The following is a 25,729-nucleotide window of genomic DNA, read 5'->3' as shown; positions in this document are numbered from 1 at the left end:
AAGTCCTTATAATAAAAGTAAAAAGATGATGAGATGGTGGAATGATGCAAAGGAAAAAACGTTTGCGTGAATTCTTTGGAACAATTGCAATTGCATGTTTGTTAGTGTTTTTAGCGAAAATTTTTGTGTTTTTTCCTACGACTGTAAAAGGAGCGTCCATGAAGCCGACGTTACAAGATGGGGATAAGCTGATTGTTAATAAGTTAGCAAAGCAGTTTGAAAGTTATGGGAGAGAAGATATTATTGTTGTGAAGACGGATAATTTTTATGTGAAAAGGGTTATTGGTTTGCCTGGCGATGTAATCGAGGTGAGAAATGATCAATTATATGTGAATCATGAAGTGACACAGGAAGCTTATTTGTATAGTAATAAAAAACAAGCTGAAAAAAAACTTATGAATTTAACAGAGGACTTTGGACCGATTACAGTTCCTAAAAATAAGATTTTTGTTATGGGAGATAATCGCCTAATAAGCAGAGATAGTAGAAATGGTTTGGGACTTATTGATAGAGAAGATGTATTAGGAGAATTAGCGGCAATTTATTATCCATTTGAACATATGAAAATAATGAATTAAAGTAAAAAACCAAGCAAACTGAAATTTGCTTGGTTTTTTATGTTAAATCGTAGGAGACTCATTAAATTCATAGACGTCTTCATTGTTTTTGTTTGTACTTAAAACGAATTTGTGTTGCAATAGTTGCAGTTTAAAGAATGCTAACGGATCGTGATAAGTTTCTGGGTTGCTTCTTAATGTTGTTAATGTTTGCTCGTCTTCCTGTATTTCAAGTTGAGCTGCTTCTACATTTTGTTTCAATATGCTAAGTGGATCTTTAAAGAACATCATGATATCTCGTTCTAATGCGCCTTCAAATACTTCAAATTGAAGGAAGAATTGTTTTGAGATTGTTTGAGCAATTTCCGTATAGTCTTCCGTTTCAATGTATTGTTTATATTTGTTTGCGAGCATAGACTGATTTTTTTGCATGTTACCAAATAGTTTTCCCGCACTCTTTAAGAAAAATTGTGTCGGTGTAAAGCGTAATAAAATATTGATGTTCGTTACTGTAATTCTATTTGTCATGCGTACAACATCTCGATGCCAATCATCTAGTAATTTGAAATCACAAGGAAGTTTCATGCGTTCTTCTTTATATAATTTATTAAACGTTTCACTCATTTCATCTAAATAAGATTGAGCTTGAATAAATTCATTATGAGCTGTTTCAATCCACTCTTGAATAGAACCAGTAAATTTAGGAAGAAGCACTTGTTGTACATGTTTTTGAACTCGTTCGTTCATCGCAGCATTTAATTCTTCATGAACTAATTTGAAGTCGCTATCTTCTTGAACAAGGTCAGAACAACTCTGTAATAATTCAGGAATTTGAGAATGGATATCTCGTGTGATTTCTTCTTTCGTTAAAAGATAAGATTCTGTAATAGAACGAATTTTATCTTTTTCAAGAGCAGTAAGGTTGTTAATAAATCCATTTAATTTAACTGAGATATGTTTATTCCAGCGTACGGACTTCACTAATGTATTTTCTAACTCCACACGTTCATTTACAAGGTATGCGATTGTCTTTTGAGTAAACCATATTAGTTTTTCTATACGTTCTTGTTCCATGTTACGTTCTGCTAGATTAGAAAGAATAGACTTTGTCACGTCTCCAAGTTGCTGGCTACTCTCTTGTGAAGGAGAGTATGGGAAGAACTGTGCATTTGGGAAATGGACTTTAATCTTACTCATTAGTTTTTCATTATTGGTCGTATTATTTGTGTGTAATACGAAATGAATTTGTAAATTTGGCACTTGTTCACGTAAATAAAGTAATGTATCAAGTTCTTCACCATGTAATGGTGAAGCAGAATTTAATACGTAAATAAGGCTATCTGCTGCTTGTAAGTATTCAAAATATGAGCTGTTTTTATCCACTTGCCCTTGAACAGGTGGCGTAACAAGAAATGCAAATTTATTTTTTCTTAAAAATCTACTTGGTAACTTAATTTCTATACATTTTTTCTCAAGTTCTGATTCGGAAGGTGTAGCCATTCTTTGATGGAATTCATCAAAGCTAGGTATATTGTGTACATCTAACGCAGTGAATTCTGTTATTTCAGTTTGGCTATCATCTTTAAATAGAATAGGAGTTGTTACAGTCTCAGTTAAGATGTTCTCTCCTAGTATTGAATTGATGAATGATGATTTATCCTGGTCAGTAGTTCCCGCTATTAGTAATTGTGTAACATTTAAATCACACAGTTCGTGCACGAGTAACGTAAATTGATGACTTAAATCCACATCGTTTTTTTCAGCCCATACAGCAATTGTTTCAAATAAATGAGAAACTGTTTCCATATTTACATTTGTTTCAGCTGTTGAATTAGAAAGTAGGGCTCCAGCACTTTTTACGAGTAATGACTCTAAAGTTGTAGGTGAAACTTCATTCCATGCTAACACTGCAGCAGAGACAAATAGGGCATCTTTTGCTTTCGTTAAACTAAACCAATTTGTTAATAAATCTGGTACAAGTCCCTGCATTTCATGCATGAAATGCTCACCAGTAATTAACTCAAAGTACGTATCTTGATAGCGTTCAACAATTTCATGCCAATCGTCATTGTTGTCTGTTTCAATATGTAAGAATAAATGATTTATTGTTTGAATCCAAGGTAGATACAAGTTTTCATTTTGATAGCTGTTCCAAAGCGCAATAACAAGTTCTTTAAATTGGACTTGATCAATTGCATATAAAGCTTTTAAAGATTCATAGAAATATTCTGGTTTGATTTGTTTCGTGAATCCTTGATTCACATAATTGATTAAAGTATCGAACCAGTGTAATGATTTTGTTCGAATTCCTTCTTGAACGGCAAGTTCGATAGCATTATTCCAATCTTCTTGTTTTTCATAGAATGAGCGAGCAATTGCAGTGATATTAGGATAGTCAGGTTGAAATGCAACAGCCTCACTAATTGTCTTAAATGCTAGACCTAAACGTTCTTGTTCGATGTAAAGAGAAAGAAGTTGTAAGGAAACTTCCATTGTAAGAGTTGTATCTTCCGTTTGAATAGATTGATAAATCTCTTCTGCTCTTGGCAAGAATCCTAGTTCAAAATAAGAATCTGCAATATTTTTGGTTGCCCAAAGTGCAAGTTCGTTATTTACTTTCTCCCATTTAAATATCGCTGCTTCAAAGTCTTTATTTTGGTAATAAAATTCACCTTGAGCAAAGCGGATATTAGAAATGTTGGAGAATTCATTTGTAGATTCATTTATATATGCTTCACCGAGTACTTCTGATACTGGAGTAGAAGTTTCTTCTGTTAAAAATGTTTTATAGTAAACCTTTTGGATAAATTGATTTTCAATGGTCATGTTCGTTCCCCCTGTATAATTTAGAAAAATGATGTTGTATGTAAAGGGTGTATGTTCTTTTAATAGGTAGAAGTTGCATTATATCGACCAAACTATGTTTTTGCTAGATATATCATTTTTCCTGAGAGTTAAACCGTTGCGAAAAGTAACTTTCCTTTATTGTAACAAAAAAACAAGCATATGAATTTTTATTTTTTAATCCCGCTATTTGCGTGTAGTAAGACTAGCACTTCAAAAAGCGGTGAATACAAGGGAAGTAGGAGGGAGTCGTGCACACAATTGGTGTGTGCTAAAAATTAGTGAGGATGAACAAATCACCACTGATTAATGGTTCACTTTCTTCCTGCTAAAGGAATGGATAGAAGTAGAGTTCATTATAAAAACAATGTATAGTGAATATGTATACCATGTTTGTCTGAAAGATAGAAAGGGCACAATGTGGAATAACGATCGTGCATAGGATGTGTTTTCCGAATGGAACAACATATTGGCGAGTTAATCGCGCATTATGGGTATTTTGGAATTATTATAGCGTTGGCCGGTGGAATTGTTGGATTACCGATACCAGACGAGTTTTTATTGACCTTCGTTGGTTATAACGTTTCTAAAGGAGTTATGTCAGGAACTGCTGCTTTTTTAAGCGGGATGGCTGGTGCGATGTTAGGTATTACATTAAGCTACATATTAGGTTTAAAACTTGGGCTCCCTGTTTTAAAAAAATATGGGCCGAAGATTAGAATTAAAGAACATCACATTGAAAAAACACATATTTTATTTGAAAAATATGGACCATTTCTTTTAATGATTGGTTACTTTATCCCGGGAGTACGTCATTTAACAGCATATTTTGCTGGGATGTCGAATTTAACACTTTGGCGTTTTTGTTTGTACGCTTACGGTGGTGCGCTTATTTGGATAAGTGTTTTTATTGGACTTGGCTGGAAGTTAGGAGAGAAGTGGCGTTTCGTTGAGTATAGCCTACATCATTACGGAGTATGGATTTTATTCATTTCAGTATTTGTTACATGTATTGTATGGTTTTATATAAAGAAAAAGAAAAACCGCTAATAGCGGTTTTTTTAGCTGAAAGCAATAAATAATACACCAGCTGTAATAAAGACTACACCAACGCCAGTCATAAAGTTTAACTTTTCACCGAGTATAATCATCGCGAGGATGATAGAAAATACGACGCTTAATTTATCGATAGGAGCCACTTGTGAGACTTTCCCTGTTTTGAGGGCAAGAAAATAAAATAGCCATGACGAAGCACCTGCAACCCCACTTAATGTGATAAAGAGCAGTGCTTTTTTATTTAGCAGTACGTCGCCGATATTTTGAAATTTACCTTGGATAATAATAACGCCCACCATAAATAATGCCATAATAATAGAACGAACCGTTGTTGCAACATTGGCATCGATTCCATCTAAACCAATCTTTCCGAAAATAGATACAAGGGCAGCAGCGATTGCTGATAATAGTGCGAATAAGAGCCATGAACTCATAGTAAAATTCCTCCAATCTTACATCATTATACATGAAAACCATTCTCATGTATAAAGTGAAACTTTAATCAGTGGGATTTTACCGCCTCGCAAATAGCGAAATAAATAACGAAATAATCCCCACCTTATATTGCTAATAAGGTGGGGATTATTATACTACTCTGCAATTTCCTCATACAAAAAGTACGTTACATTATAAATATGTTCTACTTCATCGTCTGTCATAAACAATAATTCATCACGCTCAATCCCTTTTTTCTTTTCAATAAACTCAATCATGTTTTTGCGTTCTTCTCTTTTCATCAATTTTATTTCTCCTCTCAATCTGTTTTAATACAGTTTATTTAAGTTACTGCTATTATATAACAGAATCTTTAGAAAGTTCCACCTATTTTATTGTTTTTTTCAGAAGAACTTTTCGACAAAACAAGCCCACCTAAAGGGGGCTTGTTTTATCCCGCTTTAATGGGCAGTAAGACCCCCACCTCAAAATTCAGCGAAAGCAAAGAATTTAGGTGGGGGATCAACTGCCTATAAAAGTCCGATTGGTGAAGGCTAATAATCAGTGGGGGATGAAGAAAACCCCCACTGATTAAAGTTTCACTTTATTTTATAGTCGTAAAAACTCGGGCTCTGTCGTACCAGCACCATCGATGTAATAAATTGTGTCGGGATTGATTTTTATTAATACGTAATTAGGGTCTTCAGGACCAAGTAACCAGCGTTTTAAGCTATTATTCCAAAACTTGTTTTTTAATGTGGAGTCTTCCTCGATGGAAGCTAAGCCTTCAACTTCAATATAATCTTCATCTAATTTTTTTCCTTCACGTCCAAGTAGTACATGTACATTTGGATTGTTTTCGATATCTGTTATCTTTTTTGATTTCCGATCTGTTGCAACATATAACACAAAATCTTCGTGGAAAAACATCATAAAGGTACTATGAGGTTTATTTTCACGTACAGTAGATAATACACCAGTTCGTTGACCGCAAATAATAGTTTCAATTTTTTCTTTTAAATGCATGCTTTTAACCCCTGTTCATAATTTATTGTTTTCTCCGTTTAAACAAGATAATTTAAATATCTTTTATACTGTTTTCTTCAATCCGATTTTTTAAACGTAATTGTGATGAAATCGGACAAGTTAGGAGAAGAATAATAATAATATCGAGGAGAAATACATACGATGGAAGGATGAAAAGCATGTTTAATAAAATATTTCTTATAGTAGCGCTGATCGGGGTACCACTTTCTGTACTTGGAAAAATGCTTCATTGGCCTCAAACAATTATGTTCGCTGTGTATTGCATTACTATTATCGCCTTAGCGGGTTTTATGGGGAGAGCGACAGAAAGTTTGGCAATTGTCTCTGGACCTAGAATAGGCGGATTATTAAATGCTACTTTTGGTAATGCTGTTGAACTAATTATTTCGATTTTTGCACTTCAGGCGGGATTAATTGAGGTTGTATTAGCCTCTTTAACGGGTTCTGTACTTGGGAATTTATTATTAGTAGGAGGGCTATCCTTCTTTATAGGAGGGCTTAAATACAAAAGACAAAGTTTTAATGTATATGATGCAAGGCATAATTCAGCTTTATTAATCTTTGCGGTAGTAGTAGCTTTTGTTATTCCAGAGATTTTTTCAATGAAGATGGATGCTGGAAAGACGTATCAATTAAGTATCGGTGTTTCTATCATTATGATTATTATGTACCTTGCTGCACTACTATTTAAGCTCGTTACGCATCGTGGTGTATATCAACATAAAACGGATGAAGTAGCTCATGAGGAAGAACCAGAGTGGTCGAAAGGTAAAGCGCTACTCATTTTAGCAATAGCGACAATTGCGGTAGCTTATGTGTCAGAGGCGCTTGTGCATACATTTGAGACAGTTGCAAAGTCATTTGGTTGGTCAGAGTTATTTATAGGGGTTATTATCGTTGCAATTGTTGGGAATGCAGCGGAACATGCATCTGCAATTATTATGGCGTATAAAAATAAAGTAAATATTGCAGTTGAAATTGCAGTCGGTTCTACGTTGCAAATTGCCATGTTTGTTGCTCCTGTATTAGTACTGCTTTCTATGTTCTTTGCACAAAGGATGCCTTTAGTATTTACAATACCAGAACTTGTTTCTATGATTACAGCTGTTTTCTTAACGATTGCGATTTCAAATGATGGAGATACAAATTGGTTTGAAGGCGGTACTTTATTAGCGGCGTATGTCATTATGGGAATTGGTTTTTATTTATTATGAAAAATAGGCATAACAATTGTATTGAGAGAAAACAATAAACAAAGTAGTATATATACCTTTACGTAGGAAGGAGCCAGACAGGTGAAACGAGTATACAGCATATGTCTTTCAACTATGGTCTCGTTTATTCTATTATTTCCTAACATGAGTTTTGCAAAGACAACGGTAGAAACAAAAATGCCTTCATCTGTTTTAAATATTTCTAAAGACAATACGTTTCCAAATGATGCGCAAGATTTGCCGCGCTTACAACCGAGTAAGTTTGCTCAAGAACTATTGAAAACAGCAAATATTAAAATTGAAAATCCGGACTTAATTCGAATGTTTAATGAAACGACAATTTCGAATGCGCCGCTTGCGGTAGGGTACCGAGCGAAGATTTATTTAGGTCAATGGGCTTTAAATTATGAATCGGTTGATACATCGATTAATTGGGAATATAAACAAGTAAATCGCAATGTGTACGATAATCGCGGAGGAGATCGCTTATATCCGCTACGCTATAAGCAAGAAACGCAAAAGACGGTTGAAGGTGATTTAACAGCAGATATGAAAAATACTGCGGATGTGAAAAAAATGATGCTTCTCAAAGCACTTGAAAAAGTACAATTGCCACTTTCATTTAAAACGACCATTGGTTATGGTACTGGACATGAGCGTGTATATAATATTAGTCCGAGTCAACTTGGATATTTATACGCTTATACACCAGCAGTAAATGAAAAAGGAAAAGTAACATTTGGAGAAGTGTACCTTGTGTTAAAAGGAAATCAAAAGAGGCTTGTAGTAAAAAATATTACCTCACAAGGAATCGGAGCTGCTATTCCAATTCACGATCATTTGTATTTTAAATTCATTTCTTCTTCTCACTCGCAATAATATGAAAAAACGTCAGCTTATAAGCTGACGTTTTTATTTATCCCGCTATTTGTGGGCAATTGGTTCAACTAATAATCAGTGGGGAATGAACAAAACCCCCACTGATTAAAGTTGAACTTTAAAATGTTATGTTTGCTGTTTTTGATAAGAAGTCTTCTGTCGGATAGTAGCTATTTTTTACAAGAACATTTGGTCCAAGGCATTTTACTGCAGGACAGTGACAGCTTAATGATTGTGCTGTTTTTGAAGCACTCCATTTGTCATACGCTTCTTGTAGTGTGTTTGTTTGTACGTTACCTAGAAGAGGAACGTCACCGAAATCAGTTACAATAATATTTCCATCGAAAATGTTGACGTTTAAACGAGAACGACCATCTGGATCGTTACGAACTGTTACATTTTTGCTCTCTTGTAATTTCTTAAATGTGGCGATGTCTCGCTCGTCATCGCTACAAGCGTAGAAAGGTAAAGTTCCAAATAACATCCATACATTTTCATCGCGAATTTCTAGTAAATGCTCAATTGCATCGCGAATTTCAGCTTTTGTTAAGATCTCTAGATTACTCGCGAAGTCACTTGGATACATTGGATGAACTTCATGACGTTTACAGCCCATCTCTTCGACAATTTGACGATGAATATGTTCAATATGTGGTAGAGTCCTTTTGTTTAACATCGTTTCGGCTGATACGAGTACACCTGCATCTGATAGAGCTTTACTATTTGTAATCATTCGTTCAAATAATTTTGCACGTTGTTCATAAGTAGGTTTACGTTCCATCATTGCAAATCCACCTTCAACGAAGTCATCAATTGTTCCCCAGTTATGAGATATATGCAATACGTCTAAATAAGGAATAATTTGTTCGTAACGTGCTAAATCTATAGTTAAGTTTGAGTTGATTTGAGTGCGAACGCCTCGTTCATGAGCGTATTTTAAGAGTGGTGTTACATAGTTGTCGACGGATTTCTTTGAAAGCATTGGTTCTCCGCCAGTAATACTTAAAGAACGTAAATGAGGAATCTCATCTAATCGTTTTAATAAAAGTTCCATAGGAAGCGGATTTGGATCTTTCGGTTGTAATGTGTAACCAACAGCACAATGCTCGCAACGCATATTGCATAACGTTGTCGTTGTAAACTCAACGTTTGTTAATAGTAGTTTGCCGTACTCTTCAAGGTCCATATACGCTTCCCATGGATCGTAAGAAGGAGTAATCGGCTTCATTTTTTGTGATATCGTCATATGAAATACTCCTTTGACTATTGAAATAACAATTTGTCCATTCTCTATAATAGAAGAATATGTACTTTTTATAAAGTGAAACTTTTTTGTGAAAAAAGAGAGAGGGCTTACATTTGAATGAATGACTGTGACAAAATTGATGAAATTTCATGCCCATAGCAATCATTTTTGCGGTATAATAAAAGCATCTCGAATTAAAAGGAGAGTGCCTTCATGGGAAAAGCAATTGAAGATAAAGATTCACAACTAGTATATTTAAAAGAACGTTTAAATATGTTCATTGAAGTAATTGATACAATTGAACCTGAAGAAGTAGAGTTAGAAGATGTAGATCGTCTTCTTGCGATGTTAGATGAATTAGAATTAAAATGTGAGCAATTTAAAAAAGACGAATAATATATTAAAAAGGCTGCCAATGCAAAATTGGCAGCCTTTTTCTGTATGGATAATAGAAGGACGGTAGAAAAAAAGGTATAATCAAGTTGTGAAAAATTTCATTTATGCTTTAATAGCGTGAAACAAATAAAAAGCTGAAGAGCATAACGATGGAATTTTCAGCTCATAACGTTTTGGTAGCGTTCACAATTGAGGGGGAAGTAACAATGGAAAAGCTTCAAGAAAGCATGTATCAACTAATTGTTGAAACGTCAACGAACTTACCGAAAGATGTTCGTCGTGCGATTCAACAAGCGAAAGAACGAGAAAATGCAGGGACTCGTTCTGCGATGGCACTTGGCACAATTACGAATAATATTAAAATGGCTGATGATAACATCTCGCCAATTTGCCAAGATACAGGGATGCCAACGTTTAAAATTTATACACCAGTTGGTGTGAATCAATTAAAGTTGAAGAAAGCTATCTATAATGCGCTTGAGCGGGCGACAAAAGATGGTAAACTTCGTCCCAATTCTGTTGATTCTCTTTTTGGAGACAATAGTGGAAATAATTTAGGACCAGGTACACCGGTTATTAAGTTTGAACAATGGGAAAAAGATTATATTGATGCACGCTTAATTCTAAAGGGTGGTGGCTGTGAGAATAAAAATATTCAGTATAGCTTACCGTGTGAATTAGAAGGACTTGGACGCGCTGGCCGTGATTTAGAAGGGATTCGTAAATGCCTTCTTCATGCTGTATATCAAGCGCAAGGTCAAGGCTGTAGTGCAGGTGTAATTGGTGTTGGTATCGGGGGAGACCGCACATCAGGTTACGAATTAGCAAAAAATCAATTATTCCGTACATTAGATGATGTCAATCCAGTACCAGAGTTACAAAAACTTGAAGAGTACGTATTAGAAAATGCGAATAAGCTTGGCATTGGTACGATGGGATTTGGCGGAGAAACAACTTTACTTGGTTGTAAAATTGGCGTGTATAATCGTCTGCCAGCTAGTTTCTATGTATCTGTTGCGTATAATTGCTGGGCATATCGCCGCCTTGGCGTAACAATCCATCCTGAAACAGGTGAAATTATGGATTGGCTATATCAAGAAGGTGAGGATACACTTCAGCAAGAAGCGCAAGAAAAAACAGAGCAACGTGAGATTGTATTACAAGCACCAATTACAGAAGAGCAAATTCGTGAACTTCGCGTTGGTGATGTTGTAACAATTAATGGCATGATGTATACAGGTCGTGACGCAATCCATAAGCATTTAATGGATAACGATTGTCCAGTAGATTTAAAAGGACAAGTTATTTATCACTGTGGTCCAGTTGTCGTGAAAGATGAAAATGAAAACTGGCAAATTAAAGCGGCAGGTCCAACGACAAGTATTCGTGAAGAACCGTACCAAGGCGATATTATGAAGAAATTCGGTATTCGCGCTGTCATTGGAAAAGGTGGTATGGGGACAAAAACATTAGCGGCTTTAGAAGAGCACGGTGGTGTATATTTAAATGCAATTGGCGGTGCAGCGCAATATTATGCCGAATGTATTAAAGAAGTAAAAGATGTTGATTTCTTACAATTTGGTATTCCAGAGGCAATGTGGCATTTACGTATCGAAGGATTTAAAGCAGTTGTAACGATGGATTCTCATGGTAATAGCTTACATGCAGATGTTGATAAAACATCACTTGAAAAATTAGCTAGCTTTAAAGAGCCAGTATTTAAGTAAACAAAAATGCATCTCGAATGATTCGAGATGCATTTTTTTGGTATATATAGAAAAACATGTTCAGCATGAAAGAATGCACTGCAACAGAAACTACAAGTACGATTATATATGGAAAGGAGACTATTTATGAAATATAAATGGTTATATATCGGTCTCATTTTTTCAATTATGATGGCACTTGTTCCAGTTTCAGCATTAGCTTATACAAATACTCCACATAACTGGGGAATCCCGCGTCCTAAAAATGAAACAGTACCAGATGCAGGAAAGTTATACACAGATTTACTACAAAAAAATGGTGGGTTTTATTTAGGGGATACAAAGAAAAAAGATATTTATTTAACATTCGATAATGGGTACGAGAATGGATACACAGGGAAAATCTTAGATGTATTAAAAGAGAAAAAAGTACCGGCAACTTTCTTTGTAACGGGTCATTATATTAAAACACAAAAAGATTTGTTATTAAGAATGAAGAATGAAGGACATATTATTGGAAATCATTCGTGGAGTCATCCTGATTTTACAACGGTAAATGATGCGAAACTTCGTGAAGAATTAACGAGTGTAACGGAAGAGATAAAAAAAGTAACTGGGCAAAAAGAAGTAAAATATGTACGTCCGCCGCGCGGCGTATTTAGTGAAAGAACGTTGGCTCTTACGAAAGAAATGGGCTATTATAATGTGTTTTGGTCACTTGCATTTTTGGATTGGAAAGTGGACGAGCAAAGAGGATGGCAATATGCACATAATAATGTAATGACGATGATTCATCCAGGATCTGTTTTATTACTTCATGCAATATCAAAAGATAATGCAGAAGCACTTGCGAAAATCATTGATGATTTGCGCGAGAAAGGGTATCATTTTAAAAGTCTAGATGACTTAGTAAAAAGCAATCAACCGTAAGCATGTATGCTTGCGGTTTTCTCATGCTATAATGATGTGTAAAAAGGATGGGGAAACGTATGTGGAGCGAACATGTTACGTTAGAGTATCCGTATCATTTTGAAGAGGTATTAAAACGTTTATCTTTTGATCCTCTTAACGTCATTCAATTAGATGAGAAAGTCATTTATGTCCCGCTTTGTATAGACGAGGAACAGATTGTTGTTCGCTTGCAAGGGATTGGTACTGTTCAAAATCCACAGTTTTGGATCTCTAGTCAGGCAGGAGATCAAGAGAAAGTCATGAAACGAATGAGGGCCATTTTTCATTGGAATGAACCGTTTCAAGATATACAAAATCATTTTTTAAACACATCATTACGTCCACTATTTGAAACATATGCTTATACTCCAATTATTTTAGAGTTTGATTATTTTGCTTGTCTTCTTCGCTGTATCATTCATCAACAAATAAATTTGAAATTTGCTACTGTGTTAACAGAACAGTTTGTGAAACGATATGGAACAGAGAAGAACGGTGTATTCTTTTTCCCCACTCCAGAAATAGTAGCAAATATTTCAATAGAAGAATTGAGGGAGCAGAAGTTTAGTCAGCGAAAGGCTGAATATATAGTAGGGTTAGGTCGAAGTATTGTCAGCGGTACATTAAATTTAGCGAGTATAGAAACCAGGGCGGATGAAGAGGTTTCCGCACAATTGTTACCAATTAGGGGGATTGGTACATGGACAGTGCAAAATTTTTTAATGTTCGGGCTTGGACGGAAAAATATGTTTCCGAAAGCGGACATTGGGATTCAGCGTGCAGTGCAAGGTGTATTTCAATTAGATGATAAACCTGATGATGCATTTTTAGAAAAAGTGAAACAAGAGTGTGAACCATACTGCAGTTATGCAGCGTTATATTTATGGAAAAGTATAGAGTAGAGGTGTAATAATGATACAAAAGCAACATGAGAGTAAGTTGGAAGTTGGTCAAACGTTTCCTGTGACAATTAAACGTCTTGGGATTAACGGAGAAGGCGTTGGTTATTTTAAGAGACAAGTTGTTTTCATTCCAGGGGCATTACCAGGAGAAGAAGTTGTTGCTGAAACAACGAAAATTCAGCGTGGCTTCGCTGAAGCGAAAGTGAAAAAAGTTCGTAAAGCTTCACCACATCGTGTGAAAGCACCATGTCCGGTATATGAAGAGTGTGGCGGTTGTCAGCTGCAACATTTAGATTATAAAGAACAATTAAATCAAAAGCGTGATATCGTCGTACAAGCATTCGAGAAGTATATGAACAACAGTTTGGAAGAAAAAATTCGTCCAACGCTTGGTATGGAAAACCCATGGCATTATCGTAATAAGAGTCAATTACAAGTGGGACGTAAAGACGAAAAGGTTATTACAGGGCTGTATAAGCAAAATTCACATCAGTTAATTGATATTGCTCACTGTATGATTCAACATAAAGCAACGAATGAAGCGACAAAAGTTGTAAGACGTATATTAGAAAAATTAAATGTTTCTATTTACAATGAGAAAAAACAAAAAGGTTTAGTACGCACAATTGTGACACGTACTGCAGTTCAAACAGGGGAAGTACAAGTTACACTTATTACAACAAAAGAAGAATTACCAAATAAAGATCAATTTATCGCAGAAGTACAAAAACAGATGCCAGCTGTTAAATCAATTATGCAAAACGTAAACTGGCGTAAAACATCTGTTATTTTCGGTGATAAAACATTTAAATTAGCTGGAAAAGAAGTAATTCAAGAAACACTAGGTGATTTATCATTTGAATTATCAGCACGTGCATTCTTCCAGTTAAATCCAGAACAAACAGTTGTTTTATACGATGAAGCGAAAAAAGCAGCTGCTTTAACAGGCGATGAGAAAATTGTAGATGCGTATTGTGGTGTTGGTACAATCGGTCTTTGGCTTGCAAATGATGCAGCGGAAGTACGTGGTATGGATGTAATTCCAGAAGCGATTGAAGATGCAAGAAAAAATGCGAAGCGTCACGGATTTACAAATACGAAATATGAAGCAGGTAAAGCTGAACAATGGTTACCGAAATGGGTAAAAGAAGGATGGCGTCCAGATGTAATTGTTGTCGATCCACCTCGTACAGGTTGCGATGATAAATTACTGGAAACAATTTTAAAAGTGAAACCAAAACAAGTTGTTTACGTATCTTGTAATCCTTCTTCATTAGCACGTGATGTGCAAGCATTAATGAAGAGTTATGAAGTGGAATATGTACAACCAGTTGATATGTTCCCACATACAGCCCATGTAGAAAATGTAGTGAAGCTTGTTAGAAAGTAAAGTTTATTCATATTCCCTCACGATATGAGGGAATATTTTCTATGAAGGAGAGTAAAATGAATAATTATAAATTAACGATTCAGTACGATGGTGCACGTTTTAAAGGATGGCAACGTCTCGGTAATAACGATAATACAATTCAAGGAAAAATCGAGAGTGTCATATCTGAAATGATCGGAAAAGAAATTGAAATTATCGGTTGTAGTAGAACAGATGCGGGTGTACATGCTTTGAATCAAGTTGCTAACTTTCAAAGTGATGAGAAGTTAGTGGAACATAAAGTGAAAAAATATTTAAATCAACATTTACCCAACGATATTAGCATTACGAATGTAGAAGAAGTACAAGATCGATTCCATGCTCGTTATAATTCTAAAGCAAAAACATATCTTTATAAAATTTGGAATGAAGAGCATACAAATCCATTTATGCGTAAATACAGCATGCATGTGAATAAAAAATTAAATGTGAAAAGCATGAAAGAAGCTGCGAAACATTTAGTTGGTTCACATGACTTTACTGCTTTTTCAAATGCGAAATCAAAGAAAAAGTCTATGGTTCGAGAAGTATATACACTTGAAGTGATGGAAGAAGCAGGATTTGTACAAATTAGAGTAAGTGGTAACGGGTTCCTTCATAACATGGTACGAAAAATTGTTGGAGCATTAATTGAAGTTGGATTAGGGCAATTAGATGCGGACGCAATCCCAAATATTTTAGAGGAAAAACAACGTAATCAAATTAATTGTCTTGCTGAGGCGAGTGGTTTGTATTTGGAGAATGTTGAATTTTAATAAACAATAAAAAAATCGAGCTGTGTAAGCTCGATTTTTTTATTGTTTTGGTATTAAGAAGATTTTTCTTTCTTCATACGTATCTTCAAATTCCAAAAAGCAGCAAGTATAATAGCTGCAAAGGAGCCGCTAATTGTTGCTAATAGTTTTGCATAAGGATAAGCATTCATATCAACTAGTAACATCATACATACAATGGTAGGGAAGAAGGCTAAGTATTGTAATAACTTTAATTTGTTATCATTACTCATATATATCGTTCCTTTCTAGTATGTTATATGTTTATTGTAGCGTATTTTTCCAATTTATATTTACACTTGGAAGCAGATTTATGCTGCATTAACAGGCAATAAAAGTCCAATTGGTGGGGGGGGACAAAACCTCCACAGATTAAAGCTTCACTTCATTTCATATGTGTAAATGCAATTTTTTAATTCGATATTGTAAGTTTTGCCTACTTAATCCTAAAAACTTTGCAGCCTGTGAGATATTACCGTGATACTCTGTCAGAATTTGATTGATGTAGTTCTTCTCCATTGTCTCTATTGTGTGCTTTAACGTTTTAGGTGCATCATCCTCGTTATTAGTTAGGGAAGGTTGCATATTGAATTCTTTTTTTATTTGTTCACGAAAGCGAGTGGGAAGATGAAACGCTGTAATGATATTTTCATCTTCAACTAAATTCATCGAACCTTCAATGATATGTTCCAATTCTCGTACGTTTCCAGGCCAATCATATGCATACAAAAATTCTCTTACATGTACATCTAGATCCGTTACGCCAAGTCCAAATTGAATGTTGTACTTTTCAATAAAGTGCTGCACAAGATCAGGAATATCTTCTTTTCGTTCACGTAAAGGCGGGAGACATAAAGTAACGACGCTTAATCGGTAATATAAGTCTTCCCGTAATCGGTTGTGTGTAATAGCTTCAAGAGGATCTTCATTAATAGTTGCTATAATACGAACATCAATTTCTTTTTCTTGTGTGCCTCCGATTCTTCGTATTGTTTTTTCTTGTATAGCTCGTAGTAACTTCGCTTGAAGTGCTGGACTTAATGAGTTGATCTCATCTAATAACAAAGTTCCTCCATTTGCTTCTTCAAATAAACCAGCTTTATCGATAGCTCCTGTAAATGCACCTCGGTTCGTACCAAATAATAAACTTTCCATGAGTGTATCAGGTATAGCTGCACAGTTTTGTGAAATAAATGGTTTTGTTGAACGTTGACTTTCATTATGGATACTTTGTGCAAATAGTTCTTTACCGGTCCCTGTTTCTCCTACGAGAAGTATGGATGAGGATGTACGAATTACTCTCTTTGCTTCTGTAATGACAGATTGAAGAGCATTAGAATCACCGATTATGTGATCAAAGGTAAATTTATTATTTTGTTTTCGAGAAAGGCTCGTTTTCATCGTTTGTTTGAAATGGCTAATCTCTGTTGAAATTTCAATAGCGCCTTTAATTTTTCCGTTTTCTATTATAGGGAAAGTATTGTTAATCGTTGTAATTTCTTGCCCTTTATTGTTAAAATACGTTTGCTTTATATCTTTGTTTGTTTTTCCCAATTTTAATGCCTCTATAAGAGTACTATTTTTATTTTCTTCAAATGCGAATACTTCTAAAGGACTTTTATATAGCACATCTGAGCGTTCCATTGATTCAATTTCCATCATTTTGCGGTTATAGATAATCGTTTTACTTTCCTCATTAATAATATGAATCCCGATATCGAGCTCATTGAGTAAAGTTTCATATAGCATATTCATTTCAATGATCTGTTTAAAATTAATTTCTTCTGTACGCATAGATTATCTTCTCCTCATTTCACCCTATGAAGACTGACTTTTTATAATTTTATTAAAATTCTTATAAAATCGCAAAATTTTTTTGCTATTTTCCTTTTAAAACTTCTCAAATGATAGAAAAATTTTGCGGTTATGAAGATTTTTTTTTGAGAAACCTTCATTTTAAATAGGAATTGGAGATTGGTACGCATTTTGCATAAATAATAGTTGAAATCTCTAAAGGAGGGATATGCAACGTTTCAGTACCGATTAATAAGAAGGAGGAGTTTATAAAGTGAAGATGGTTATAGAAGGCGTGTATAGTCCTTGTTACGGGAAAGTAGAGAAGTTATTTGTTACGGAAAGTTCTTACGTATACGAGTGGGAGAAATTAGCGTTAATTGAAACAATAGATAAACAGAAAGTAGAAATTAAAGTAGGAATCAGTGGATATATCGAATCATTAGAAGTAGTAGAAGGACAAGCTATCGCTGATAAAAAGTTATTAATAACAGTGAGGGATGATCTTTTAATAACAGGTAGTGATTGATACTATGTATTTTGCTCTTTTCAATAATTATTCTTATTATGAACATTTTTAAAAACGCTTACATGAAATGGGTTTCCAAAGTGAAAAGGGGGGATTTATATGATGGATCAAAACCAAGGGTTAAAAAGGGAATTGAAAAGCAGGCACATCTTTATGATTGCACTTGGAGGAGTTATTGGTACCGGTCTTTTTTTAGGATCTGGGTATACAATTCATGAAGCTGGGCCTGGAGGAGCGATTGTAGCGTATCTTGTTGGAGGATTTGTTATGTATTTAACGATGCTCTGTCTTGGAGAGTTAGCTGTTGCGATGCCTGACGCAGGATCTTATCAAACGTATGCTACAAAGCACATTTCCCCTGCAGCGGGTTATGTAGTCGGCTGGATGTCGTGGCTAAACTGGTCTGCTACGATAGGTATTGAACTGATTGCAGTTAGTATTTTAATGAAACGATGGTTTCCTGATGTACCGTCATGGATTTGGTGTGTAGTGTTTGCGGTGCTTCTTTTTGCTATCAATGCGTTATCTTCAAGAAGTTTTGCAGAAGTTGAATTTTGGTTTGCAAGTATTAAAGTAATTACAATCATTGCATTTATTATTTTAGGCGGGGCAGCAATGTTTGGTTTTCTAGATATGAAAGGAAACGAACCCGCACCGATGTTCTCTAGCTTTACTGATTATGGTGGGTTGTTTCCAAATGGATTATCAGCCATTTTAATTACGATGATTGCAGTTAATTTTTCCTTCCAAGGAACGGAACTAGTTGGTATTGCAGCTGGAGAGAGTGAAAATCCAGAGAAAACGATCCCGAAGGCAATTAATAATACAGTTTGGCGTATACTTGTGTTCTTTGTATTATCTATTTTCATTCTTGCAGGCTTATTCCCTTGGCAGCAAGCAGGAGTGATAGAAAGTCCATTCGTAGTTGTATTTGATAAAATTGGCATTCCTTATGCAGCCGATATTATAAATTTCGTTATTATTACAGCGGTTCTATCCGTTGCGAATTCAGGATTATATGCAACTTCTCGTATGCTATGGTCTATGTCTAACCAAGGCATGATTAGTCCAATTTTCGGTAAGTTATCTAAAAATGGTGTTCCTATTTATGCATTGATTGTAAGTACAATTGTAGGTTGCCTTTCATTACTATCAGGTATTTATGCGGAAGATACAGTTTATTTATGGCTACTTTCTATTGCCGGGTTTGGGGCGATATTAGTTTGGGCATCTATTGCTCTATCTAACTTATTGGCTAGAAGGTCATACATTAAGCAGGGCGGGGATGTGAAGGACTTGAAATTTAAAACACCGCTGTATCCATTCGTACCACTGCTTGCGTTAGTATTAAATGTAACAGTAATTGTTGGTATGGCTTTTATTCCAGAACAAAGAATGGCGTTGTATTGTGGTATTCCATTTATGATTATTTGTTTACTGTTTTACCGTGCGACAAGAAATAAGGCACGTAAGGTAGAACATATTGAAAAAACGAATACAACAGAGGCAGAAAGTTTGTAAATCTATTAGAAACTTATGCTAAAAAAAGAGACTGTAAAATTGTAAACAGTCTCTTTTTTTGTGACAATAAAGCTGGAAACATACTATGTATGCAAAGGGGAACTAGCGATGAATCAAGAAGTTTCACAGCTATTAGAACAGATTGATTTACGAAAAGATGAGTTACTAGAGCTTACAAAGACTTTAATTCGTTTTGAAACACCAGCACCTCCGGCGAGAAATACAAATGAGGCGCAAGAATTTGTTGCAGATTTTCTAAAAAAACGAAATTTTAGTGTTGATAAATGGGATGTATATCCGAATGACCCGAACGTTGTTGGGGTGAGAAAAGGGCTAGAAAGTGACACACATAAAAGTCTTATTATTAATGGACATGTGGATGTAGCAGAAGTATCGGTAGATGAAGCGTGGGAAACCAATCCGTTTGAGCCATTTATAAAAGATGGTTGGTTAGTTGGACGTGGTGCGGCGGATATGAAAGGAGGACTGGCTGGAGCACTATTTGCTATTCAACTGTTACAAGAAGCTGGCATTGAATTACCTGGAGATTTAATCTTTCAATCAGTAATTGGGGAAGAAGTTGGAGAAGCAGGTACACTTCAATGCTGCAAAAAAGGTTATGATGCTGATTTTGCAGTCGTAGTGGATACAAGTGATTTACATATGCAAGGACAGGGCGGCGTAATTACTGGATGGATTACTGTGAAAAGCCCCCAGACGTTTCATGATGCAACACGCAGGCAAATGATTCATGCTGGAGGACGCTTATTCGGAGCGAGTGCGATTGAAAAAATGATGAAAATTGTGCAAAGTTTACAAGAATTAGAGCGTCATTGGGCAGTTATGAAAACATATGAAGGTTATCCATCTGGAACAACAACAATTAACCCAGCTGTTATTGAAGGCGGACGGCATGCAGCATTTATTGCGGATGAGTGCCGGTTATGGATAACGGTGCACTTCTATCCGAATGAAACACATGAACAAATAATAAAAGAAATTGAAGAGTATATTGAGAAAGTAGCGGCTGCCGATCCATGGTTAAGTGAAAATCCACCACAATTTAAGTGGGGCGGAGAATCAATGATTGTGGATCGTGGCGAAATTTTCCCTTCTTTAGAAGTAGATAGTGAACATGAAGCAGTAAAAACTCTTAGCTCAGTACACGAATCAATTCTATCTAAAAATGCAATTTTAGATATGTCTGCAACGGTAACGGATGGTGGTTGGTTTAGTGAATTTCATATTCCAGCTGTTATTTACGGACCAGGTACATTAGAAGAAGCTCATTCAATAAATGAGAAAGTTGAAGTAGAACAGTTAATTGAATTTACAAAAGTAATAACAGCATTTATATATGAATGGTGTCACACGAAAAAATAGATTAGTGTGTTGAAATCGTACAGGTATGTATACTTGTACGATTTTTTAGTGAACTATTTCAGAGTTGAACAGAAACAACTGAAATAGTTCTTTATTTTTCTATGTTTTTCGTTTTAGTTCGATTAATTTTTCTTTCGCTAATTCAACAGCAATTGCATCATCTAAATAGCCAATTGGAAAGAGATAGTCGGGAATAATATCTGTCGATAAAATGAAATACAGTAATGCGCTTCCAAGAACTGCACGCTCTTCTTTTGAGATAGTTTCATTGCAAAATTGTTGATACATATCGGTTAATTGTTCAATAAAAGGACCAGCGCTATCAATTTGTTCTAATTTACTCGCGAAACTTTCATGAATACGTTTTTCACCTTCTGTTGTCTGAGCATAGCGTTCATAGTTTTCAAGTTCTTGTTTTACGCGAGTTGTTGTATAGTCAAAATCGAATAAGTTAGAGGATTGCAGCGTTTGCTGAATTGTATCAAGAGATGTGTACATATCCGTCTTTTCTTTATTAATGTGAGGAGAATCAGGATACATTTCATCAAATAACAATTGGGGTGGAACTTGCAAACATTCTGCAAATTTTTGTAGATGTTTTTGTTTTGGCGGTTGTTTACCATTCATAATTCTTGAGATTGTTGCGGGATCAATATTTGTATGCATTCCTAATTGACGCATGGATAAGGCACGTTCTTTTAAAAGTTTTTTTATTAATGTACTAAGCCGCTCATTTGGGTTTTCTTTAGGCATAGTGAAGGCACTCCTTTTTTATTGTTGAAAAAATGTTGAGCATTTCTTACATGTATATGAAACAGACAGGCACAGTTGCTCAACATTTTCATAATATGCATTGAAAAGTGAGAAAAAGGGGTGGCTGTTTATGAGTACGGCAGGTCTATTTTCAATTTTTTTAATCGGTATTGCTTCTAATTTAGATAATGCAGGTGTTGGGATTGCATATGGCATTCGTAAAATTCGAATTTCGTGGCTTAACAATTTTATCATCGCATTTTTTGGTTTTTTATTTACTTTATTAGCTGGCTTTTTTGGGAACTGGATAGCGTTATTTATTTCAGAGTTTACTGCAAACCTAATTGGAGCAATCGTTTTAGGTATAATCGGTGTGTTTATTTTGTGCCAGCCTTTCTTGGGGCAAAGAAATACTGTAGGTTCTAAAGATGGTAATGTACTTATGGGCATTTTACGTGATCCAGAAAAAGCAGATTTTGATGGTTCTAAAACAATTAGTTTTTCAGAAGCAATTGTTTTAGGGGTTGCGTTGTCTATTAATAATATTGCAGGTGGATTTGACGCTGGGGTAACAAACTTGAATCTGTGGCTTACAGCAACTATTTCTGGGGTGTTTAGTTTTATTTGTATTAGTGGTTTTGCTTATGTAGGAAAACGATTTTTAGCAGAATACTTAGGGAAATGGGCTACTGTTATCGCAGGAGTGTTATTAATTCTTATTGGGATCGATCAGTTGTTGTAAGGAGAACAGAAAACAATGTTCGAGTATTTCCTTGGAAATACGGCAAAGGATTGCATATGTCGACGTACTTTTCTTTCCCCATACTAATACGGATTTCTTTTAAAGAAAGGGGATCCGTATGGGACGCGGAAAAGCATTTGATCATAAGAAAAAAGGGCATGACCATCAACCGCCTAAAGGTGCGTTCATTCATAAAGATGTAAATGAACATACTTTAGAAGAGGAAGAACTACCAGTAAATATTGAGACGTATAAAAATATTTTGAAAAAACATTAAAAGCACCTAAATAGGTGCTTTTTTAACGTATATCTTCAATTAATTGTTCCGATTCTTCATGCATACTGTATTCACTTAGAACTTGAATGCAAAGCCACTTTAATTCTTCGATAGTATGTTCAAGTTCTTCAGGAAGCACATGATGAATGTCTTCAAGTCCCATTCCGAAATGGATGAGTTCAAGTACTTGATCATCGATGTTCCGATCCATTAGTAGTTCAAGCACTTCTAAATTGAATATGTATCGGTGAGCTTCATCGAGTGAAACAACTTTTAACTTCAAGCTTTCTACAATACTCAATATAAAAAGAAGAATTGTTTTTTCAAGAACAGGCTGTTTTTCCATTTGAAATATTAGTTTCATCTTTCACACCTCCACATATAGCGCTAGGTTGTACTATATTATTCAGGAGGGGGGAGCAAATATGCATGATATAGAGAAACTTTCAGTACGGTTTTTATAAGGGGATGGATAGCCGATAAAGTTGAGGGTTTTATGAAATAAAAAAATCCTGCTAGTATAGCAGGATAACTATGAATTAAAAAATACTCCAACCTTCTTGAGCAGAAAGAAGTTCAAGAATTTTAAAACCAGCGATACTATTTCCGTTTGCATCTAAAGCTGGTCCGAAAATACCAATTCCCATTTCTCCTTTTACGCAGCCGAAAATACCACCAGCTACACCACTTTTTGCGGGGATACCAACACGAATCGCAAATTCACCAGACTCGTTATACATACCGCATGTAACCATAAATGTTTTACAGATTTTTGTAATATGTTTAGGGATAATTTGCTTTTTCTTATATGGATCATAGCCATCCATCGCAAAAATTAAGCCGATACGTGCTAAATCGATACAGTTTACTTCAACTGCACATTGTCGAGTGTATAAATCCATAAGTTCTTCGATGTCACAATCGATAATTCCGTTTTGTTTCATGTAGTAACAAAGTGAACGGTTTAAGTAAGCTGTCTCTAATTCTGAATTGGCAACTTTAGAAGAATAATTAATGGTAGGATTATCTGTTATTTCACGTACAAAATGAAGGATGCGCTCCATTTTTTTTTCATTATCTTTTCCTGTTAACATGCTTGTAATAGCTAGTGCTCCCGCATTAATCATTGGATTAAGTGGTTTGGATGGACTTGTTGTTTCTAACTTAATAATAGAGTTGAATGGATCACCAGTTGGTTCCATTCCAACTTTAGAAAATACATATTCTTCACCACGATCTAAAAGGGCAAGTGCAAGTGTAATTACTTTTGAAATACTTTGAAGAGTAAATAGTGTTTGTGAGTTGCCAGCATGGATATATTCTGTTTCTTTATGGAAAATGGCAATCCCTAAATCGTCTGGATTTGCATTTCCTAGTTCGGGGATATAAGTAGCAAGCTTTCCTTTTTTCGTATATGGTTTTACTTGTTCTAACAACTGTTGTAAGTTGTTTGTTTCAATGCACTGCATAGTACCAACGCTCCTATTTCGAATTAACTACGTTTACTTTTCCCGATATGCTCGGAAATAAATAATAACATGAAAAGGTGGAATGATAAAACGAAAGTTACATGTTCTATAGTGGGTCTTTCATTTTGATAATTCTGTATTGAAAAAGGAGAATTTTCCTTTTATATAACAGTTTGGAAATAGGAGATTTATCCATAAAAAATTCGAAAATAAAAACTACACATCTATACAACTATATGTTATTATGGTTATGTAAATAGAAAGCGTTTTCTAAGGCGTACTTATAATGATAACGATTTCATAAATTTGATAGGGGGAATTAAAATGTTGCAGTTTCTACAACGTATTGGTAAAGCATTAATGCTTCCAATCGCCGTACTACCAGCAGCAGGATTATTGCTTCGTTTAGGACAAGAAGACGTATTTAACATTCCTGTTATGGCACAGGCCGGTGCAGCAATTTTTGATAATTTAGCACTTATTTTTGCAATTGGTGTTGCAATCGGTTTGTCTATTGATGGTAGTGGAGCAGCTGGACTTGCCGGAGCAATTGGATATCTTGTTTTACAAAATACAACGAATGCTCTAAGTAAGACATATTCAGCAGCAGAGTTAAATGATAAATTAAAAAGTGTTCAAGATTTAGTAGGTTCAGTAGATCCAACTAAATTAGCAGATACAATGACAAAGGTTTCAAAAGCAGCGGCGTTAACGCCGAAAATTAATATGGCCATACTCGGTGGTATTATTGCAGGGGTTGTTGCGGGATTACTATACAACAAATTCCATAAGATTAAACTACCAGAATGGTTAGGATTCTTTGCAGGAAAACGTTTCGTACCAATCATTACTTCAATCGTAATGCTTCTTTTAGGATTAGTATTCGGTCAAATTTGGCCAACGATTCAAAGTGGTATTGATTCAGTAGCACATGGCATTGTGAACTTAGGTTCAATTGGTGCTGGTTTATTCGGATTATTAAACCGTTTATTAATTCCAATCGGTTTACACCACGTAATGAACACATACTTCTGGTTCGTACTTGGTGACTTTACAAATGCAGCTGGCGATATCGTTCATGGTGATATTGCACGCTTCTTTGCAAAAGATCCATCAGCAGGTATGTTTATGACTGGTTTCTTCCCAATCATGATGTTCGGTTTACCAGCAGCATGTTTCGCAATGATTGCAGCTGCTAAACCAGAAAAACGTAAAATGGTTACAGGTATGTTAGGTGGTCTAGCATTAACTTCATTCTTAACTGGTATTACAGAACCAATTGAATTCTCATTCATGTTCTTATCACCAGTATTATATGGAATTCATGCTGTATTAACAGGTCTGTCTCTATTCATTACAACAACACTCGGCATTCACGATGGTTTCTCATTTAGTGCCGGAGCAATCGATTACTTCTTAAACTTCGGTATTGCAACAAAACCATTGTTACTTGCAGGAATCGGTTTAATTTACGCAGCAATTTACTTTGTAGTATTCTACTTCTTAATTAAGAAGTTCGACCTAAAAACTCCTGGTCGTGAAGACGAAGAGGAACTAGCTGAAGGTGAAGAAGCTCCAGTTGCAGGTTCAATTGGTGAAACTTACGTAGCAGCTTTAGGTGGAAAAGAAAACTTAACAGTTATTGATAACTGTGCAACACGTCTACGCTTACAAGTGAAAGATGCTGGTCAAGTAAACGAAGCAGCATTAAAACGTGCTGGTGCAAAAGGTGTTATGAAATTAAGTAACACGAGTGTACAAGTTATCGTAGGTACAAATGTTGAATCTGTTGCCGATGATATGAAAAAACACGTATAAATAATGAG

26 protein-coding genes and 1 pseudogene are annotated in these 25,729 nt (G+C 35.3%); 17 read left to right on the top strand and 10 right to left on the bottom strand.

What is annotated here, in order from left to right:
• The first annotated feature begins 41 nt into the window (after window positions 1-41).
• Window positions 42-578 carry a signal peptidase I gene (gene lepB / locus ABH961_RS27340; RefSeq protein ID WP_098079812.1) on the top strand — a complete coding sequence of 179 codons (537 nt, stop codon included), beginning with the start codon at window positions 42-44 and terminating at the stop codon, window positions 576-578.
• Window positions 579-620: 42 nt separating this feature from the next.
• Here the strand turns inward: lepB and ABH961_RS27335 are convergent, their stop codons facing one another.
• Entirely contained in the window at window positions 621-3,383 is a 2,763-nt protein-coding gene (locus ABH961_RS27335) for a tetratricopeptide repeat protein (protein WP_404520427.1), read from the bottom strand.
• Window positions 3,384-3,857: 474 nt separating this feature from the next.
• Here ABH961_RS27335 and ABH961_RS27330 point away from each other — a divergent pair, with 474 nt between their 5' ends.
• A complete protein-coding gene (locus ABH961_RS27330; RefSeq protein WP_048542134.1) occupies window positions 3,858-4,451 on the top strand; it encodes a DedA family protein in 594 nt (197 codons plus the stop codon).
• A gap of 11 nt (window positions 4,452-4,462) precedes the next feature.
• Here ABH961_RS27330 and ABH961_RS27325 read toward each other — a convergent pair whose 3' ends face one another.
• The 3 genes from ABH961_RS27325 to ABH961_RS27315 form a co-directional block, all read right to left on the bottom strand.
• Window positions 4,463-4,891 (bottom strand): EamA family transporter, encoded by a 429-nt coding sequence (locus ABH961_RS27325; protein ID WP_000100305.1) that lies wholly within the window; start codon window positions 4,889-4,891, stop codon window positions 4,463-4,465.
• 156 nt (window positions 4,892-5,047) lie between these two features.
• A complete protein-coding gene (locus tag ABH961_RS27320; protein WP_000817786.1) occupies window positions 5,048-5,194 on the bottom strand; it encodes a BH0509 family protein in 147 nt (48 codons plus the stop codon).
• A gap of 307 nt (window positions 5,195-5,501) precedes the next feature.
• Window positions 5,502-5,918 carry a pyridoxamine 5'-phosphate oxidase family protein gene (locus tag ABH961_RS27315; protein WP_000550224.1) on the bottom strand — a complete coding sequence of 139 codons (417 nt, stop codon included), beginning with the start codon at window positions 5,916-5,918 and terminating at the stop codon, window positions 5,502-5,504.
• A 179-nt stretch (window positions 5,919-6,097) separates the two neighbouring features.
• Between ABH961_RS27315 and cax the strand changes: the two genes are divergently transcribed.
• The gene (cax, locus tag ABH961_RS27310; protein ID WP_000482128.1) at window positions 6,098-7,153 is read left to right on the top strand and encodes a calcium/proton exchanger; all 1,056 of its coding nucleotides are present in this window, start codon (window positions 6,098-6,100) and stop codon (window positions 7,151-7,153) included.
• Window positions 7,154-7,234: 81 nt separating this feature from the next.
• Window positions 7,235-8,032, top strand: a complete 798-nt coding sequence (locus ABH961_RS27305; protein WP_033662157.1) for a YfkD famly protein — start codon at window positions 7,235-7,237, stop codon at window positions 8,030-8,032.
• A 118-nt stretch (window positions 8,033-8,150) separates the two neighbouring features.
• Here the strand turns inward: ABH961_RS27305 and yfkAB are convergent, their stop codons facing one another.
• Window positions 8,151-9,278, bottom strand: a complete 1,128-nt coding sequence (yfkAB, locus tag ABH961_RS27300) for a radical SAM/CxCxxxxC motif protein YfkAB (protein ID WP_000156029.1) — start codon at window positions 9,276-9,278, stop codon at window positions 8,151-8,153.
• A 213-nt stretch (window positions 9,279-9,491) separates the two neighbouring features.
• Between yfkAB and ABH961_RS27295 the strand changes: the two genes are divergently transcribed.
• From ABH961_RS27295 to truA, 6 genes are all read left to right on the top strand, one after another.
• Window positions 9,492-9,674, top strand: a complete 183-nt coding sequence (locus ABH961_RS27295) for an SE1561 family protein (RefSeq protein WP_000513547.1) — start codon at window positions 9,492-9,494, stop codon at window positions 9,672-9,674.
• A gap of 206 nt (window positions 9,675-9,880) precedes the next feature.
• Complete coding sequence (gene fumA / locus ABH961_RS27290; protein WP_404520425.1) at window positions 9,881-11,401, top strand: class I fumarate hydratase; 1,521 nt, start codon at window positions 9,881-9,883, stop codon at window positions 11,399-11,401.
• A 126-nt stretch (window positions 11,402-11,527) separates the two neighbouring features.
• Window positions 11,528-12,310 (top strand): delta-lactam-biosynthetic de-N-acetylase, encoded by a 783-nt coding sequence (gene pdaA / locus ABH961_RS27285; RefSeq protein WP_000875960.1) that lies wholly within the window; start codon window positions 11,528-11,530, stop codon window positions 12,308-12,310.
• Window positions 12,311-12,369: 59 nt separating this feature from the next.
• Entirely contained in the window at window positions 12,370-13,233 is an 864-nt protein-coding gene (locus ABH961_RS27280; protein ID WP_000269433.1) for a DNA-3-methyladenine glycosylase family protein, read from the top strand.
• A gap of 10 nt (window positions 13,234-13,243) precedes the next feature.
• Window positions 13,244-14,623, top strand: a complete 1,380-nt coding sequence (gene rlmD / locus ABH961_RS27275) for a 23S rRNA (uracil(1939)-C(5))-methyltransferase RlmD (RefSeq protein WP_000615214.1) — start codon at window positions 13,244-13,246, stop codon at window positions 14,621-14,623.
• A gap of 56 nt (window positions 14,624-14,679) precedes the next feature.
• A complete protein-coding gene (gene truA, locus ABH961_RS27270; RefSeq protein WP_048542121.1) occupies window positions 14,680-15,417 on the top strand; it encodes a tRNA pseudouridine(38-40) synthase TruA in 738 nt (245 codons plus the stop codon).
• Between the two features lie 53 nt (window positions 15,418-15,470).
• Here the strand turns inward: truA and ABH961_RS27265 are convergent, their stop codons facing one another.
• Window positions 15,471-15,668 (bottom strand): hypothetical protein, encoded by a 198-nt coding sequence (locus tag ABH961_RS27265; RefSeq protein WP_048542120.1) that lies wholly within the window; start codon window positions 15,666-15,668, stop codon window positions 15,471-15,473.
• Window positions 15,669-15,825: 157 nt separating this feature from the next.
• Complete coding sequence (locus tag ABH961_RS27260) at window positions 15,826-17,229, bottom strand: sigma-54 interaction domain-containing protein (protein WP_098079806.1); 1,404 nt, start codon at window positions 17,227-17,229, stop codon at window positions 15,826-15,828.
• 274 nt (window positions 17,230-17,503) lie between these two features.
• On the opposite strand from ABH961_RS27260, the gene ABH961_RS27255 reads away from it, so the two are divergent.
• The 3 genes from ABH961_RS27255 to ABH961_RS27245 all read left to right on the top strand — a co-directional run bounded on the left by ABH961_RS27255 (window position 17,504) and on the right by ABH961_RS27245 (window position 20,662).
• Window positions 17,504-17,758 (top strand): biotin/lipoyl-containing protein, encoded by a 255-nt coding sequence (locus tag ABH961_RS27255; RefSeq protein WP_000784766.1) that lies wholly within the window; start codon window positions 17,504-17,506, stop codon window positions 17,756-17,758.
• Window positions 17,759-17,857: 99 nt separating this feature from the next.
• Window positions 17,858-19,279: an amino acid permease gene (locus ABH961_RS27250; RefSeq protein WP_098079804.1), complete on the top strand. Its 1,422-nt coding sequence runs from the start codon at window positions 17,858-17,860 to the stop codon at window positions 19,277-19,279.
• A gap of 60 nt (window positions 19,280-19,339) precedes the next feature.
• Entirely contained in the window at window positions 19,340-20,662 is a 1,323-nt protein-coding gene (locus ABH961_RS27245) for an acetylornithine deacetylase (protein WP_141520052.1), read from the top strand.
• A 99-nt stretch (window positions 20,663-20,761) separates the two neighbouring features.
• Here the strand turns inward: ABH961_RS27245 and ABH961_RS27240 are convergent, their stop codons facing one another.
• Window positions 20,762-21,415 (bottom strand): DUF1232 domain-containing protein, encoded by a 654-nt coding sequence (locus tag ABH961_RS27240; protein ID WP_098079800.1) that lies wholly within the window; start codon window positions 21,413-21,415, stop codon window positions 20,762-20,764.
• Between the two features lie 130 nt (window positions 21,416-21,545).
• On the opposite strand from ABH961_RS27240, the gene ABH961_RS27235 reads away from it, so the two are divergent.
• Both ABH961_RS27235 and ABH961_RS27230 read left to right on the top strand, forming a co-directional pair.
• Entirely contained in the window at window positions 21,546-22,157 is a 612-nt protein-coding gene (locus ABH961_RS27235) for a manganese efflux pump (protein ID WP_000100745.1), read from the top strand.
• Between the two features lie 118 nt (window positions 22,158-22,275).
• Window positions 22,276-22,434, top strand: a complete 159-nt coding sequence (locus ABH961_RS27230; protein WP_098079798.1) for a hypothetical protein — start codon at window positions 22,276-22,278, stop codon at window positions 22,432-22,434.
• A gap of 22 nt (window positions 22,435-22,456) precedes the next feature.
• Here ABH961_RS27230 and ABH961_RS27225 read toward each other — a convergent pair whose 3' ends face one another.
• Together ABH961_RS27225 and glsA are read right to left on the bottom strand one after the other, a co-directional pair.
• Window positions 22,457-22,798 (bottom strand): DUF3969 family protein, encoded by a 342-nt coding sequence (locus tag ABH961_RS27225; RefSeq protein ID WP_000766602.1) that lies wholly within the window; start codon window positions 22,796-22,798, stop codon window positions 22,457-22,459.
• Between the two features lie 175 nt (window positions 22,799-22,973).
• A complete protein-coding gene (gene glsA / locus ABH961_RS27220; RefSeq protein WP_001149862.1) occupies window positions 22,974-23,903 on the bottom strand; it encodes a glutaminase A in 930 nt (309 codons plus the stop codon).
• Window positions 23,904-23,972: 69 nt separating this feature from the next.
• On the opposite strand from glsA, the pseudogene ABH961_RS27215 reads away from it, so the two are divergent.
• Together ABH961_RS27215 and nagE are read left to right on the top strand one after the other, a co-directional pair.
• A pseudogene (locus ABH961_RS27215) lies at window positions 23,973-24,086 on the top strand (transcriptional regulator).
• A 141-nt stretch (window positions 24,087-24,227) separates the two neighbouring features.
• On the top strand, window positions 24,228-25,721 hold the full coding sequence (gene nagE / locus ABH961_RS27210) for an N-acetylglucosamine-specific PTS transporter subunit IIBC (protein ID WP_000938876.1): 1,494 nt from the start codon (window positions 24,228-24,230) through the stop codon (window positions 25,719-25,721).
• The last annotated feature ends 8 nt before the right edge of the window (window positions 25,722-25,729 follow it).

The organism is Bacillus sp. RC251 (assembly GCF_044908765.1).
In the GTDB taxonomy this organism is placed as follows: domain Bacteria; phylum Bacillota; class Bacilli; order Bacillales; family Bacillaceae_G; genus Bacillus_A; species Bacillus_A wiedmannii.
This window is presented reverse-complemented; position numbering and strand designations above follow the sequence as displayed.

What these genes read in the sequence shown, in the direction of transcription:
- lepB (WP_098079812.1), top strand. Translation starts at nt 42, where the DNA reads ATGATGCAAAGGAAAAAACGTTTGCGTGAATTCTTTGGAACAATTGCA.
- ABH961_RS27335 (WP_404520427.1), bottom strand. Translation starts at nt 3,383, where the DNA reads ATGACCATTGAAAATCAATTTATCCAAAAGGTTTACTATAAAACATTT.
- ABH961_RS27330 (WP_048542134.1), top strand. Translation starts at nt 3,858, where the DNA reads ATGGAACAACATATTGGCGAGTTAATCGCGCATTATGGGTATTTTGGA.
- ABH961_RS27325 (WP_000100305.1), bottom strand. Translation starts at nt 4,891, where the DNA reads ATGAGTTCATGGCTCTTATTCGCACTATTATCAGCAATCGCTGCTGCC.
- ABH961_RS27320 (WP_000817786.1), bottom strand. Translation starts at nt 5,194, where the DNA reads ATGAAAAGAGAAGAACGCAAAAACATGATTGAGTTTATTGAAAAGAAA.
- ABH961_RS27315 (WP_000550224.1), bottom strand. Translation starts at nt 5,918, where the DNA reads ATGCATTTAAAAGAAAAAATTGAAACTATTATTTGCGGTCAACGAACT.
- cax (WP_000482128.1), top strand. Translation starts at nt 6,098, where the DNA reads ATGTTTAATAAAATATTTCTTATAGTAGCGCTGATCGGGGTACCACTT.
- yfkAB (WP_000156029.1), bottom strand. Translation starts at nt 9,278, where the DNA reads ATGACGATATCACAAAAAATGAAGCCGATTACTCCTTCTTACGATCCA.
- ABH961_RS27295 (WP_000513547.1), top strand. Translation starts at nt 9,492, where the DNA reads ATGGGAAAAGCAATTGAAGATAAAGATTCACAACTAGTATATTTAAAA.
- fumA (WP_404520425.1), top strand. Translation starts at nt 9,881, where the DNA reads ATGGAAAAGCTTCAAGAAAGCATGTATCAACTAATTGTTGAAACGTCA.
- pdaA (WP_000875960.1), top strand. Translation starts at nt 11,528, where the DNA reads ATGAAATATAAATGGTTATATATCGGTCTCATTTTTTCAATTATGATG.
- ABH961_RS27280 (WP_000269433.1), top strand. Translation starts at nt 12,370, where the DNA reads ATGTGGAGCGAACATGTTACGTTAGAGTATCCGTATCATTTTGAAGAG.
- rlmD (WP_000615214.1), top strand. Translation starts at nt 13,244, where the DNA reads ATGATACAAAAGCAACATGAGAGTAAGTTGGAAGTTGGTCAAACGTTT.
- truA (WP_048542121.1), top strand. Translation starts at nt 14,680, where the DNA reads ATGAATAATTATAAATTAACGATTCAGTACGATGGTGCACGTTTTAAA.
- ABH961_RS27265 (WP_048542120.1), bottom strand. Translation starts at nt 15,668, where the DNA reads ATGAGTAATGATAACAAATTAAAGTTATTACAATACTTAGCCTTCTTC.
- ABH961_RS27260 (WP_098079806.1), bottom strand. Translation starts at nt 17,229, where the DNA reads ATGCGTACAGAAGAAATTAATTTTAAACAGATCATTGAAATGAATATG.
- ABH961_RS27250 (WP_098079804.1), top strand. Translation starts at nt 17,858, where the DNA reads ATGATGGATCAAAACCAAGGGTTAAAAAGGGAATTGAAAAGCAGGCAC.
- ABH961_RS27240 (WP_098079800.1), bottom strand. Translation starts at nt 21,415, where the DNA reads ATGCCTAAAGAAAACCCAAATGAGCGGCTTAGTACATTAATAAAAAAA.
- ABH961_RS27235 (WP_000100745.1), top strand. Translation starts at nt 21,546, where the DNA reads ATGAGTACGGCAGGTCTATTTTCAATTTTTTTAATCGGTATTGCTTCT.
- ABH961_RS27230 (WP_098079798.1), top strand. Translation starts at nt 22,276, where the DNA reads ATGGGACGCGGAAAAGCATTTGATCATAAGAAAAAAGGGCATGACCAT.
- ABH961_RS27225 (WP_000766602.1), bottom strand. Translation starts at nt 22,798, where the DNA reads ATGAAACTAATATTTCAAATGGAAAAACAGCCTGTTCTTGAAAAAACA.
- glsA (WP_001149862.1), bottom strand. Translation starts at nt 23,903, where the DNA reads ATGCAGTGCATTGAAACAAACAACTTACAACAGTTGTTAGAACAAGTA.
- nagE (WP_000938876.1), top strand. Translation starts at nt 24,228, where the DNA reads ATGTTGCAGTTTCTACAACGTATTGGTAAAGCATTAATGCTTCCAATC.